Here is a 13554-nt window from a genome sequence, read left to right as displayed (position 1 = left end):
AGTAAGCAATCTGCTGTTCGATCCTTCTTGACATCAAATATGTACGCACAAGCCCCAGCCGAATAAACGGTGGGGCTTGTACGCATTATCCTTATGGTATTTGATCTGTACGGGTGCTCAGACACAATAGCAGACAACAAGATTAGTTTTCTTCGGGTATATTGTCCTTTGTTATGAGCATGCCGGGAATGTAAATATGCCGTTCCTCTAATTTCTTTCCGTTCAGAAGGTCAAATACTTTGTCCACGCAAGTTCTGGCCATGGTATCGGGGTCCTGAGCCATGGTCGCAATGAAGGGACTGTCCTCTCTTTTCATTTCTTTGTACGCTTCCGGATCGCCGTCAACGCCGACTACTGCTATATGATCCTGTAATCCTGCTTCCCGGATTGCTTGAGCGGCAGCTACACCGACTCCGTCGAACGTAGCAAACACACCTACAATATCACCGGGGTTGGGATTAGCCTGCAATACGGCCTCCATTTTTGCCTTTCCATCAGGGAAAAAGTCAGGCCAGGCATAAACAAAACTTGATTTGATTTTAACATCCGGATGTTTCTCTACCACTTTGTGCATTGCATCTTTACGAGTTCTAATCATGGCACCGGCATCATTGATAATCTCGACAATATTCCCTTTGCCGCCGATATGCTCCATTAGGCACTCAGCTGATTTGGTACCCAGTTCGGTATTGTCGGACTCAACAAACACGTCAACAAAGTCTTGATCACCGGAGTCCATGGATGCAATTATGATACCCTTTTTCTTGGCCTCAAGGCAGGCAGAAGATAGTTCACCGATATCGCCTTCTTGGATAATTATTGCGTCAACGCCTTGGGCTATCATGTTTTCAATGGAGGCAACTCTACCGGGAACATCGGCATTAACTGTGGAAATAACTTTACCGCCGTTTTTCTCGATCTGGTCCATTAAAGCTTCGCGGCCGATACGGGCAAAGAAGTTAGCTTGACCAAAATTGTTAATCCCGATGGTAAAAGTCTTTTCTCCCTCAGCAGCCGGTTTCTCACTACCTCCGCTGCACCCCATAACCGTTACCGCCAGTACCGCTGACACCAGTAACAAGATACTGATCTTTTTAAACATTTCTTATTTATCCCCCTTATGACTTCACTATCGATTAAGTTCTTCCACGGGAACATAATCTAGTTTGGGAAAGCCGAAACGTACACCACTAAATGATTCTTTGCCTTCTTTTGTTGCCAAAGCTTCCCGTAGCCGCGGATGGCAAGGTGATCCGATCACAACAACGTCTAGTCCTTCTTTCAGGTCAACCGTCATGATACCTTCTCCCTGCAAATCAACAAAATAGATTGGGTCAGGGAAAATTGCCTTGACTTGGCCATTCACCCAAGCGGCCATGTACTCATTCTTGACCACAACATCGGCTTTCTGCTTAGCAAAGTCTCCCTTACCTTCCAGCTTCACGTCTGTTAGATAAAAGCCACCTTTGTCTTCGCCGGTTACTTCCGCGATTTCCCCCTTAAACATTATCTTGCCATTCACTGCTTCTGCGACTGTTTTCACGGGGTCCTGTCCAGCTTTGCGGGCTACCAGGACTGCCTTACCAACTTCCAGTGCTTTTGTCATGCAGCCCGGCACCACGCTTGTCTTAAGCTCTTTACCAGACATGGGATAGTGAGCGTTACCTCCAAAACCACCTCCTTTGGTAACCACTACACGACCGATCTCATCAGCATAGGTTGTTTTCTGTGCCCGTTTCACCACCACTGTATTGCCATGAGCATCTACCAATGGCATCGGATATAAGGAAACTCCATGTCCGATAAAGCTGGACATTTGTGTCTCCGGCGCCGCCCTGCCGACACCGTCGCCGTTTATAACCGGTATACCCAGTCTAGCTGCCAGGCTCATAATCACCGGAGTGTTAAGGCCACCGGTCTCGAAAGGCACTACGTAGTCCAGTTTTCTACCCATAGTGCGCTCCATTTCACGAAAGACCTCTACTAATACAAAGCTGTCCTCCCAGCTTGCTACAATTTCCTCATAGGACATATCCAAGAGTGTCTTTACCGAACCCATGATTCCCCCGCTGCAGACGAAAGCATCGTCAGCCACATCTTCTGGATCAACGATTTGGTACTTTCGACCTTTAGCCATATCGTTTTCAATGATCACTCGTCCCCATTCCAGTTCGCCGCCGCCGCCTGTGCCAAGAATTCCTAATCCGCAAAAGAACGCATCCAAGTCTTCATGTTTGAGTTCGTAACAAGCCATAACAATACCACCTTTCTTTTCATTATGCATTATTCATCTTCATAGTATGGAACATTAACAACGTATTCGCCGCCGGGGCGCAAGAAAATATGAACTTGTGAATCGGGTAAACAATAGTTTGTCACATGAATGACAGGCTCAAACGCATCCGCCTTAATTAACAAATCTTTACCGTAAGCGTTGTTATCATAACTAGCATGGACAATGTCTGCGATCAGCAGTGTGTGATCACCGGCATTTATTGCTTGTACCAACTTACATTCAAGATGGGCCCGACACTCTTTGATAGACGGCGGTGCCACTTTAATTGATGGTAAGCGGGTATAACCGGAGCGTTCGAACTTGTTCTCGCCACGCTTGGTTTTGTAAGAGCAACGAACTAAAGACTCAACCAAAATCAAATCAGGAATGTTGACAACAAACTCCCCAGTTTCTTCGATGTTTTCCAGTGAATGCTGTCTGCGCGGGCTGTTTAACAGGGCTAATGCTAACCGCGGTGGGTTTTGTGAAACCGGATTTACCCAGCTAAAAGGAGCCACATGGTCTGAACCATCGTCGTTCTTTGTGGTACAAAGAATCGGGCGGGTTGGTTGGAGCAAGAACACACTCTCTGCCATATGGTCCTTGGACAGTTCCACTAACATTTTTGTTCCTCTCTTCTGCCGGCTATGTTTCTCAAATCCTGCAGTAAACTAACGCTCCACTCATAAATAAGTCCCACGTCTACTGAATAGGAAATGTATTGTATCCCTAAGCGGCGGTACTCGGCAGCCAGTTCAACCGTATCAACAAAGCTGCCTACAGCAATACCCGATTGTTTCGCGGCTGCTATAACCGCTTTTAGCTTCGCTTCCACTGCCGGATGATCCGTTTGACCTGTTAGTCCCAGCGACTGAGACAGGTCATATGGCCCCACAAAAAGCACATCTATCCCTGGTGTGCTGATTATTTCCTGAATATTATGCACACCCTCTAGGCCTTCTACCATAGCTATGACCATTGTTTCCCGGTTAGCCTTTTCAAAGTACATAAAACGGTCGGAGGCACTGTAGCTAGCTGCCCTTACAAACCGACAGACGCCCCGCTCGCCCTGGGGTGCAAATTTTGCCGCCTGGACTGCTTTTTCTGCTTCGGCCTTCGATGAGATATGTGGAACTTGAACACCCTGAGCCCCAATATCCAAAGCACGGGCAATCTGCCCCGGATCATTGGCTGTAACCCTTATAATAGGGGTTATACCGGTTAACTCCGCCGCCCGCACTAGGTCCTGTGCCTTTTCCGGACATAAAGGGCCATGCTCCATATCGATAATGACAAAATCGAAGCCGGCATGCCCATACACCTCTACTACAGCAGGGTCGGAGAGTTTCATAAAGGGCCCAAAAGTGACCTTATCCTCTGCCAACAGACGCTTCAAACGATTGTTCAGCAAAACTAAAAACCCCCTTCTGTCTTCCCATCAGCGAGGATATTACAGCTCAGACCCGCGGCTGTGATACACCTTGCTAAGTCCTTCCAAGGACAAATAGTCTTCCGGTGAGTTTATTTGACGCTGTGATTTTATATCCCAATAAACCATTCCGGCATAAGTAACGTTGCCGCCGAAAACAGCCCCTACGAGTCTGCCGTTAGCACATACGATTTTCCGGTAAACCTTATTTTCTAAATCGACATGTTTATAAACATCTAGGCCTTGAATGTCCTTTTCCTTTACTTTGCCCACCATAATAAAAGGAACGCCGTAAAAAACCACCGAATTCATACTTAAAGCCCCTGTATGAGCTTTCTCACAGAAACCCAGAATACTATTGGCCGCGATCCGTCCTTGAACCGTTGCCTCAGGCCAAAGAGTAAACATGCCGTTCCCACCGCTGAGAAGATCTTTTACCTGAGCAACATCACCGGCAGCATAAATATCCGGCACAGAAGTCTTCATGTACTGATCCACAATAATTCCTCTGTCGTAACGTAAGGAGGTACCCTTGGCAAAACCCAGGTTCGGACAAACACCCTTGCCTACCACCGCCAGTTGGGCCGGTATGCGTCTGCCGTCGGCCAGCTTAACAGCCCTTAAGCCCTTTGCGTCTGTTAAAAAACTGGTCGCTGGAGCCGAAAGCTCAATATCTACACCGTGGTTACTGAATAAGTTGTAGACCCACTGAGAAATCAAAGCATCACTGATCTGAGAAAGCAGTCTAGATGAACTTACCAACAACTTAACTGTTAAGCCCAGTTGGTTCAAAGCCCAAGCAGCCTTAAGGCTAACCAAGCCGCCGCCTAAGACAACACATTCTCCTGCCTTTGCAGCTCTTCTTCTGATCTGTTCAGCATCTTCGAGGTCACGAAGGTAAAAAACACCCTCCGGCAGTCCATTACCGTCCGTCCATGGTGTAGGTGCCGCGCCGGTAGCAATAAGCAGCTTGTCATACACAAGTTTTTCTTTGTTGGAGAGGTGGATAAGTCTTCGTTCAGGTTCAAGACCTATTGCCTCCGTATTTCTCTTGATGACTGCCCTGTCCTCCGGTATTTCATCCGGAACCAGATGCAGCCGCTGTAGGGAAATATGGTCGGCAATATAATCAGGCAGCAATACCCGTGAATAAAAGAGATCTTTTTCTTTGGTAACAAGTATTACTTTTTCCTGTGGGCAAACACGTTCCAGCAGGGTCGTAAAAGCGCTCTTTGCTGCCGTGCCGCTGCCGAGAATCACTGTTTGCATTTGTCCTCACACCTACTCTTGCCCAACAACAAACGGGCGCTTCTTTTTCTTTTCCTGGCTAAATACAGCTCGACGCGACCAAAGGCAACAGCATTTATGGAATAAAGCTCTGCACGGCCTTGTATCTCCTCTTTGTAGAGGTCGTGTTTGATATTATGGTCTTTGTTATCAGATTCAACAATCGCCCCGAAGGGACAAACCATAATACACATGTTACAGTGAACACATCGTTCTTCTTCCAAAACAACATAACGGTCAACTTTACGGCGAATAATGGCCCCGGCTGGACAAGCATCTAGGCAAGGTGCATCTTCACAGTTTCGGCAAATCTGTGGCATGGACAACTTTCCTAACCTCCAATAATGTGGGGCATGATTAATACTTCTGTATTGTCGTCAAGAAGCAACTCCCCCTGATAGTGTAAGGTATGAATGTTTCTGCGGTTCACCATGAAAACTACACGCCTTGATACCTCACCATTGTCGTCCAACAATACGGTCATTTCCGGACCATAGCGTTCAATTAATCGCTGACACAGCTCACCCACCGTGGCAGCTTCTATTTTTACCTGAGTCGCGCCGGCAATTCTACTAAACGGAAGGGTAAACCTTACAATTGCCAACGTTTACTCTCCTCTACCGAAAACTCTGGTAAGCTCACTACTTGTTCAGACGCATAGCTGTTTCAGCTATACGTTTTCCCAAAATTGTGCTCTGGCGCAGGCCTTCTTCGTCCTTAAGAACAGCGTCTTTTTCCGCTCCCGGAAGACCCATTTGCCAACCGCCGGCACCTATATAGCCACCGCCGTGCCCGGGCGCAACCACCACAAACTGGTTAAGGAGCAAGAAATTTACCATATTAGATAAAGCCATTTCTTGGCCGCCGTTGCGGTCATAGCCCACGGCAACAGCTCCGGCAGCCGTGCGAGTCCAATCGGGTACCGGATATGGAAATTCAGGATGCCAGATTCCCTTTACCAAGGATGTCCATCTTTCCATAAAAGCCCGCATGGCTGAGTTAACATTGTAAAAGTACACCGGTGAACCTAGAATCAACCCGTTAGGTACAGGGTCAACAACATGTTTTACAATATCGAGCCAGTCATCTTTTAGGATGCAGTAGGAAAGCTTGCGAACGCAGCCATCACAATTAATACATGGTTGTATTTTTTTACCGGCGAAGGAAATAAGAGTAGTCTCCACTTCATAGCCTGCAGCTTCGGTTACAGCCTTGGCTTCCTCAAGGGCCGTTCTTACCATTACCTCGGTGTTAGCATGCCGAGGGCTGGAGCTTATACCCACATAACGAAGTACTGACACATTCGGCACCCCTTTACTATTGATTTACAACCTTGGTGAAGGTCCGTTCCCGTTTTTCACGGTTAATCTTGCTTTCATCTGCATATGAAAGGGCTTTTTGACGGCAGGCCTTAACGCATTCCGGATCGCCTTCACAGAGGTCACACAGGCTAATCTCGGCTTTGTAAGCCGTCCTCATGACTGAAATGCAGCCGAAGGGACAGGCAATAACACATGCCTTGCAGCCGATGCATTTGTTTTGGTCACACAAAATTGCACCAGTACTTTCGTCCTTGTACAATGCCTGAGCTACACAGGCGTTTATACAAGGAGACTCCTCGCATTGCATACACTTTACTGGAACATGTAGAAGAATATCCTCTTTGGTTTGGATCCGTATATTCGAAAGTTCTCGATTAAATACACTGTGTTTATTAAAGGAACAAGCGAGTTCGCACAAATGGCAACCACTACATTTGTTTGGGTCAATCATGAAGACTTTCATGTATCTTCTCCCCATCAAGTATTCTTGTAAAAACCGCTCTCTGGCAAAAAGGTCACGCCTAAAGAAACGTCGCCTTGGACTCAAATTCATCCAGTTCAAGTTCCTCAAGGACTTCTTTAGTTGGCAACCCTGCTTCCAGATCCCAACCGTGTAGCTTGAAGTACTGGTCCTTCATGATATCTAGTACTTCCGGGGAATTGATGGCATTATCATGCATGGCATCCAATTGTTTTTCATACATCATTCTATAGGGTAATACATCATCAGCTCTGGTATAGCCTAGAATACCGCTAAAAACACGTTCTAGCGTTATAACCCGACGACCAGACATCATTATTTCTTCGGCAGTAACATCAATCCCGCTAAAACTAGAATATAGATCTGCCATGTCGAATTCATCCACCCAATGTTGGGCGGTTGTAGGAAATGCACAAATCCCCATGGAATCCCCAGCAGCGTAGATATCCTCATGCCAGCGAACAATTTCGGCCCGCTTATCGGTGGTGTATGGGTACGCATACTCTTTACTGCCTGTAATGCGTTCTATTAGTTGGATCGCCTCCGGAGCACCACCGAATTCGGCCAGACACTCGGTATTAAGATGGTCCGGACCTCTGGAGCTCACTGCAAAGGCCAAAGCATAAGCGAAGGCCGATCTTGTTTCCACACGGGATTGCTCCAGCCCTCTCGCTTGAATAGCCCATTTATAGGAATCTTGTCCAACTTCCTCCGCTGCCACCTTTAGACCCTTGGCTAACAGGTCCCCCACCCCTTCCCGGTGGGCAATTTTCCTGGTTAGCTCAATAACCGTGTCCATATTGCCCCAGCTAAGATCTAGACCATCGGCATCTGCATCGGTCATGACGCCCCTTTGCTTGCATTCCAGCAGCCATTGAATGCAGTTACCAGTGGAAATAACGTCGAGTCCGAGAATATTGCACAGCTCGTTAGCTTTTATCACTGCATTGATATCTGTGGATAAACACCCGCCGCCCAGAGCCGATAAAGTCTCGTACTCAGGTCCGCCACAATACGTGCCACGGTATTTGCCATCATCAACGGTAACAAATCTATGGCACGCTACAGGGCAAGAATAACATGACACTTTTCTTTTAAGCAGACCGCTTTCTACCAAATACTGTCCTGTAAGAAGATGAACATTGTAGATGGTACTTTGCTGAAAGTTCTTCACCGGAAAGGCCCCAATACTGTTGGTGGATTCTACGCCCACGCTGGTGCCGTAATCAGAAAGGGGTTGGACTCCCGAAGCCTCTTCCATCTTTTCCCGAAGCCGTTTTACGGTAGCTGCAAATTCCTTCGGTCGACTGACACCGATACTCTTGGTTCCTTTTACTGCTATCGCTTTGAGATTCTTGTCTCCCATGACGGCTCCGCCGCCGCCACGGCCCGCTGCGTTGTAAATAGATGCGTGGACAGATGCATAAATCACCTTGTTTTCACCGGCAGGGCCGATACACGCCAACTGCAGTTCATCATCATCATTCTCTTCGCGCACTATTTGGTTCGTCTCGCGCATATCCTTGCCCCACAGATGCTTGGCACTTCGTATTTCAACTCTCTCGTTTTCAATGTAGATGTAAACCGGTTCTTCAGCTTTCCCTTCCACAATGAGAATGTCATATCCGGCAAATTTTAGCTGGGCACCGAAAGCTCCGCCGACGTTAGTCTTGAAAAATCTATTGGTGGCCGGGCTTTTAAACATAATACTGGTACGGCCTGAACAAGGGACGAAGGTACCGGTTAGGGTGCCGGGAGCAAAGATAATAGGGTTATCGGGTGAATAAGGATCGACAAACGGATCGACTTTAGACAAAAAGTAGTGAGTAGCTACCCCTCTTCCCCCAAGATACTTCTTAAGAAAGCTTTTGTCTGTGAGGGTGGTCTTGTTCACAACACCGTTACTTAGGTTAACTGTGAGCAACACGATTGAATCCCAGTTGGACACACCGACTCCCTCCTACAATTTGTATTGGCTCGTCTTTAAAGCACACTCTCTTTTATTTGGACCGCTGCCCAAGCACTATGGATAATACTACAGCAAATATGACTACAAGACCTTTGGTGATATATTGGAAATAATAAGGTACGTTGAGCATGGTCAAGCCGTTAGTAAGCATACTGATAATTAGAGCCCCGACAAAGGTACCTTTGCCTGTACATTCACCATCACCGAACATGGTAGTACTAAGGAACACTACAGCGATGGCGTCAAGCATGAACTCTTCTCCGGCCAACGGTTGGGCGGAACCAAGCCTGGATGTCAGAATAACCGCCGCAATGGCCATGGTGAGCCCGGATATGATAAATGTGATCAACCTATGCTTCTTAATATCTATGCCGGCATAAAGAGAAGCTACCGGGTTGCCCCCGATGGCATAAACTCGCCGGCCTAGAGCAGTGCGATCTAAAATGTAAATGCCAATTACTACAAAGATCATCATCAGGATGACAGGTAACGGTATCGGCCCTACGTAACCCTGCCCAATAAAGAAAAAGCTGGACGGTATGCTGCTGTCAAAGAAAATGGGATTGCCTTTGGTAATGAGCATTTTCAGTCCATAGACAATAGAACCGACAGCAAAGGTAGCGATGAAGTCTGCCAAACCTACATAGGCCACCAACAAACCGTTTATGCAACCGATGCCCATTCCTAGAGCCAGTGCTACTAGCATTGAAAGTAGTACGTTTTTGGTCTTAATCAAAACTAAGGCTAGAATAATGTTTACTAACCCAACAGCATTTCCGATAGACATATCAAAGCCGCCAGCTGCCATAACAAACGTAAAACCCAGTGATACAATAGTAAGCATGCTCATTTGCCGTAAAAGCATAAGAAGGTTAGTCACTCTAAGAAAGTTCTCCGACATAACCGAAAAGACGGCGAAAATCGCAAGGGCTCCAATTACTGTTCCGTATTGGCGTAAAAACAGTCTCTTATCTGTCTTAGCAGTAACCACTATATTGGTCATGATGCTGCTCGGCCCCCTAACATTGCCTGCATGATTTGGTGTTCGGCATCGCTTTCTTCTGGGCTGAACTCGCCCACTATACTTCCTCGATGGAGAACCAGAATCCGGTCACTGATACACAGCAGTTCCGGCAAATAAGAGGAGAATACTATTGCCGCTTTCCCTTCCCGTGCCAGGTTATCCAATAAGCGGTAAATGTCTTCCTTTGCTTTAACGTCTATCCCTTTAGTCGGCTCGTCGAATAAACCAATCTCAAAGTTGCCGCTCAACCAACGGGATAAGACTACTTTTTGTTGGTTTCCTCCGCTTAAAAACTTTGCCGCCTGTTTCGGTCCCGTGGTCTTGATGGACATTAGATTGATGAAATCCTGGGCAGTTCTTAGCTCAGCTGCTTGATCCATAACCCCACGATGACACCATTTGTTAAGATAGGTTAAGGTTACATTTTTTTGCACGGAATAGTTTGGAATAAGCCCTTGGGCCTGCCTTTCTTCCGGTACCAGTGCTAAGCCTTTCTCTACAGCGTTCCCAGGTGAAGGTACAAATTCCTGTCCCTCGATCAGTATCCGGCCGCGATGGATCTTATCTAAGCCAAACAGTGTCCGGGCAATCTCCGTTTTTCCTCCACCCACTACTGCGGCCACACCCAATATTTCTCCCTTGCGTAGCTTCAGGTTAATGTCGTTCAGCTTATCTGTGAACAGACTCTTAATTTCCAAGCAAACTTCACTCTGACAAAAATGTTTTTCACGTTTGTAAGCCTGATAGGACCTGTGGCCGATCATCATGGAGACGATCTTTTCTTCGCTGGCTTCTTCCCGAGTCATGGTAGCTACTCTGACTCCGTCCTTAAGCACCGTGATGCGGTCAGAGATCTCCATTACTTCGCCGAGATTATGAGAAATATAGATAATCCCTAAACCCCGTTTCTTAAGGCCGGTAATGATCTCTAACAGGCGTCTTCTTTCTTCTTCACCAAGAGACGTGGTAGGTTCATCAAAAATAATTATTTGAGGATCGTGCACCAATACCTTGCCGATCTCAACAATTCGCTGCAAAGAAGCGTTTAGGTATCGTGCCAGGGTGTTTACGTTCAGATCTATGCCCAACTCTTTAATTACCGCTGCAGCTTTGTCGGCCATAGCCTTATCATCCATGACTTTGAGACCCAGCTTCTTGTTAGCAATTTCGTTTCCGATGAACATGTTGCGATAAACAGAAAAGTAAGGTACAAGATGAATCTCTTGGTGAACAGTTCTTATTCCCGCCTGCTCACTATCCTCTACGTTCCTAAAATCCACTGCCTGTCCATTCACCAGGATGTCTCCTGACGAGGGCGGGTAAACCCCCGATAGGATCTTGATAAAGGTGGATTTCCCCGCTCCGTTTTCGCCTACAACAGAGTGGATTTCACCTGGCTTAAGATCAAAATCAAAGTCTCGCAGCACCCAAACTCCGTTAAAATCCTTCCCAATACCTTTGGCTTCAATGAAATTGGGGGTGCCAAAGCTTGACTTATCAGGCACAGTCTCCTTCCCCCTTTTGCCATACGGCTAGACTTTATCGTCTTTTTTTAGTAGACTCTTTCCACATGCGCCCTAATGCGTCGCACAGCTTCCTTCAGGTTCTCATCGGAGTTGGCAAAAGATAGGCGTAAGTACCCTTCTCCCATGGAACCGAAAGCCGAACCCGGAACTGTCACCACACCTGCTTCCTTGAGTAGTTCCTCGGCAAACTCTACCGATGTCTTGCCAAAGGCCTTAATGTTAGGAAATGCATAGAAAGTTGCCGACGGCTTCTGGCACGATATCCCTGGAATGGCGTTGAGGCCATCGATTAGAATGTTACGCCGATGCGTATACTGTTTCACCATATCATTTACCGGCTCATTAGAACCTTCCAAAGCCGCCAGCCCTGCCTCCTGAATAAACGCTGGCAGGCAGGAGACAATGCTTTCTTGAATTTTGGGCATTTGGGTAACAATATCATTTGGTGCTAAAAGATACCCTAGGCGCCAACCCGTCATGGCATAAGTCTTTGAAAAACCATTAATAATGACCGTTCTCTCTTGCATGCCTTCTATTTGGGTAATACTATGATGAACTTTACCGTCAAAAATAATCTTTTCGTAGACTTCATCACTAATAACCATGAGATTATGGCGCTTTGCTACCGCTGCAATTGCTTCAAGATCCTCTTCTTCCAAAACAGCACCCAATGGATTGCTGGGTGAATTTAGTAGCAAAGCCCTTGTACTTGGGGTAATGGCCTTTTCTATATCAGTAGCTTGCAATCTAAAATCGTTCTCCTCATAAACTGGGACACAGATGCTGTTGGCACCGACAAGCGCCAGCTGGCCAGCGTAAGCGGGAAACGCTGGGTCAGGCACAATGACGTCATCCCCTGGGTTAACAATTGCCAACAAGGATAACAGAATGGCTTCTATGGCTCCGGTACTGATGACTACATTCTCCCGCTCATATTCCAAGCCGTACTCGCGCGCGTACTTAGTACTTATTGAGTCTCTCAATGCCGGCAGGCCCGCATTGGGCGTATAGTGTGTATATCCCTTGTCTAATGCGGCTTTAGCTGCCTCACATACGTGTACCGGTGTATCGAAATCAGGTTCACCCAGACACAGGTTAACAACATCGTCATAGCTGGCCGCCAAGTCAAACATGCGCCTAATTCCGGAAGCCGGATAGGTTTGTGCCAGACGCGAAAGGTTAGACATCATCTCTACCTCCATACTGCTTTTTACCGCTGTACCCTCCCGGAAGCGTCGCCGCCGGCCAGATGTTCAACTTCATCCACGCTAACCAGGTTAAAGTCACCGGTTATGCTGTGTTTTAAGCAGGAAGCTGCGGCAGCATAGTCCACTGCTTCTTGCAGTTCTTTACCGGTTATTAGAGCGTAAATTAAGCCGCTGCCGAAGGAGTCGCCACCGCCAACACGATCCACGATCGGGGTAATGTCGTAACGGCGAGACCGGTAGAAGTCCTTGCCATCGTACAGAAGTCCGGACCAACCGTTATGAGAAGCGGAGAAGCTCTCACGCAATGTTACGGCCACATACTTAAAGCCGAAGCGGTCTACTAATTGATGGATAACATCGTGGTAACCAGCCTCGTTCAGTTTGCCGGAAGTAATATCGCTTCCTTGGGCCTTGATACCAAAGACTTTTTCGGCGTCTTCTTCGTTGGCTATGCACAGGTCTACGTATTTGACCACTTCGGACATAACTTTGTTAGCTTCGTCCGGAGTCCAGAGGTTCTTACGGTAGTTAAGGTCAATACTAACGGTAACTCCCAGTTTCTTCGCGGTGCGAACAGCGTCAATAGTAATTTGAGCCGCAGTGGGACTTAAGGCCGGGGTAATACCGGTAACGTGAAACCACGTTGCTCCCGCCAGTATTTTTTCCCAATCGAATTCCTCCGGTTTTGCTGTTGCTATCGCAGCGCCGGCCCGATCATACACAACCTTGGACGGTCTCTGGGCTGCTCCAGTTTCCTGAAAATAAATTCCCAGCCGCGGACCGCCACGGATAATGGAGTCTGTGTTAACGCCAAAGCGACGCAGATGGTTGATGGCCGCTTGGCCGATTAAGTTGTTCGGTACTTTGGTTACATAGTGGGCGTCCAGGCCGTAGTTGGCCAAAGATACGGCCACGTTGGCTTCAGCGCCACCGTAAGTAACATCTAGGCTCTCGGCCTGGACAAAGCGTTTATGGTTGGGGGGTGTAAGTCTAAGCATTATTTCGCCGAAGGTAACTACTCTTTTAGACATCT

General features: G+C 47.3%; 14 protein-coding genes. All 14 read right to left on the bottom strand.

What is annotated here, in order from left to right:
* Positions 1-142 precede the first annotated feature (142 nt).
* Positions 143-1102, bottom strand: coding sequence for a sugar ABC transporter substrate-binding protein (locus GX016_00390; GenBank protein HHT70020.1), 960 nt, complete (start codon positions 1100-1102; stop codon positions 143-145).
* Positions 1103-1129: 27 nt separating this feature from the next.
* Positions 1130-2254, bottom strand: coding sequence for a DUF917 domain-containing protein (locus GX016_00385; GenBank protein ID HHT70019.1), 1125 nt, complete (start codon positions 2252-2254; stop codon positions 1130-1132).
* Positions 2255-2283: 29 nt separating this feature from the next.
* Complete coding sequence (locus GX016_00380) at positions 2284-2898, bottom strand: flavin reductase family protein (protein HHT70018.1); 615 nt, start codon at positions 2896-2898, stop codon at positions 2284-2286.
* Positions 2892-3626, bottom strand: a complete 735-nt coding sequence (locus tag GX016_00375) for an aldolase (GenBank protein HHT70017.1) — start codon at positions 3624-3626, stop codon at positions 2892-2894. The genes GX016_00380 and GX016_00375 overlap by 7 nt, the downstream gene beginning before the upstream one ends.
* Positions 3627-3725: 99 nt before the next feature.
* The gene (locus GX016_00370) at positions 3726-4973 is read right to left on the bottom strand and encodes an FAD-dependent oxidoreductase (GenBank protein HHT70016.1); all 1248 of its coding nucleotides are present in this window, start codon (positions 4971-4973) and stop codon (positions 3726-3728) included.
* Positions 4961-5311, bottom strand: coding sequence for a 4Fe-4S dicluster domain-containing protein (locus GX016_00365; protein ID HHT70015.1), 351 nt, complete (start codon positions 5309-5311; stop codon positions 4961-4963). Before GX016_00365 ends, GX016_00370 begins: the two co-directional genes overlap by 13 nt.
* 11 nt (positions 5312-5322) lie before the next feature.
* Positions 5323-5595: a MoaD/ThiS family protein gene (locus tag GX016_00360; protein HHT70014.1), complete on the bottom strand. Its 273-nt coding sequence runs from the start codon at positions 5593-5595 to the stop codon at positions 5323-5325.
* A 37-nt stretch (positions 5596-5632) separates the two neighbouring features.
* Positions 5633-6292, bottom strand: coding sequence for a flavodoxin family protein (locus GX016_00355; GenBank protein HHT70013.1), 660 nt, complete (start codon positions 6290-6292; stop codon positions 5633-5635).
* Positions 6293-6308: 16 nt separating this feature from the next.
* Positions 6309-6776, bottom strand: a complete 468-nt coding sequence (locus GX016_00350; protein ID HHT70012.1) for a 4Fe-4S dicluster domain-containing protein — start codon at positions 6774-6776, stop codon at positions 6309-6311.
* A gap of 58 nt (positions 6777-6834) precedes the next feature.
* Positions 6835-8742: an aldehyde ferredoxin oxidoreductase family protein gene (locus GX016_00345; protein HHT70011.1), complete on the bottom strand. Its 1908-nt coding sequence runs from the start codon at positions 8740-8742 to the stop codon at positions 6835-6837.
* Between the two features lie 52 nt (positions 8743-8794).
* Positions 8795-9766 carry an ABC transporter permease gene (locus GX016_00340; protein HHT70010.1) on the bottom strand — a complete coding sequence of 324 codons (972 nt, stop codon included), beginning with the start codon at positions 9764-9766 and terminating at the stop codon, positions 8795-8797.
* Positions 9763-11292, bottom strand: a complete 1530-nt coding sequence (locus GX016_00335; protein HHT70009.1) for a sugar ABC transporter ATP-binding protein — start codon at positions 11290-11292, stop codon at positions 9763-9765. Before GX016_00335 ends, GX016_00340 begins: the two co-directional genes overlap by 4 nt.
* A gap of 47 nt (positions 11293-11339) precedes the next feature.
* Positions 11340-12500, bottom strand: a complete 1161-nt coding sequence (locus tag GX016_00330; GenBank protein HHT70008.1) for a pyridoxal phosphate-dependent aminotransferase — start codon at positions 12498-12500, stop codon at positions 11340-11342.
* Between the two features lie 23 nt (positions 12501-12523).
* Positions 12524-13552: a sugar kinase gene (locus GX016_00325; protein HHT70007.1), complete on the bottom strand. Its 1029-nt coding sequence runs from the start codon at positions 13550-13552 to the stop codon at positions 12524-12526.
* Positions 13553-13554: the final 2 nt, after the last annotated feature.

Source organism: Bacillota bacterium (assembly GCA_012837285.1).
Taxonomy (GTDB): domain Bacteria; phylum Bacillota; class DTU030; order DUMP01; family DUMP01; genus DUNI01.
This window is presented reverse-complemented; position numbering and strand designations above follow the sequence as displayed.

Coding starts and splice junctions, on each gene's coding strand:
- GX016_00380 (HHT70018.1), bottom strand. CDS start 2,898: ATGTTAGTGGAACTGTCCAAGGACCATATGGCAGAGAGTGTGTTCTTG.
- GX016_00370 (HHT70016.1), bottom strand. CDS start 4,973: ATGCAAACAGTGATTCTCGGCAGCGGCACGGCAGCAAAGAGCGCTTTT.
- GX016_00390 (HHT70020.1), bottom strand. CDS start 1,102: ATGTTTAAAAAGATCAGTATCTTGTTACTGGTGTCAGCGGTACTGGCG.
- GX016_00375 (HHT70017.1), bottom strand. CDS start 3,626: ATGAAACTCTCCGACCCTGCTGTAGTAGAGGTGTATGGGCATGCCGGC.
- GX016_00340 (HHT70010.1), bottom strand. CDS start 9,766: ATGACCAATATAGTGGTTACTGCTAAGACAGATAAGAGACTGTTTTTA.
- GX016_00365 (HHT70015.1), bottom strand. CDS start 5,311: ATGCCACAGATTTGCCGAAACTGTGAAGATGCACCTTGCCTAGATGCT.
- GX016_00325 (HHT70007.1), bottom strand. CDS start 13,552: ATGTCTAAAAGAGTAGTTACCTTCGGCGAAATAATGCTTAGACTTACA.
- GX016_00350 (HHT70012.1), bottom strand. CDS start 6,776: ATGAAAGTCTTCATGATTGACCCAAACAAATGTAGTGGTTGCCATTTG.
- GX016_00330 (HHT70008.1), bottom strand. CDS start 12,500: ATGTCTAACCTTTCGCGTCTGGCACAAACCTATCCGGCTTCCGGAATT.
- GX016_00385 (HHT70019.1), bottom strand. CDS start 2,254: ATGGCTTGTTACGAACTCAAACATGAAGACTTGGATGCGTTCTTTTGC.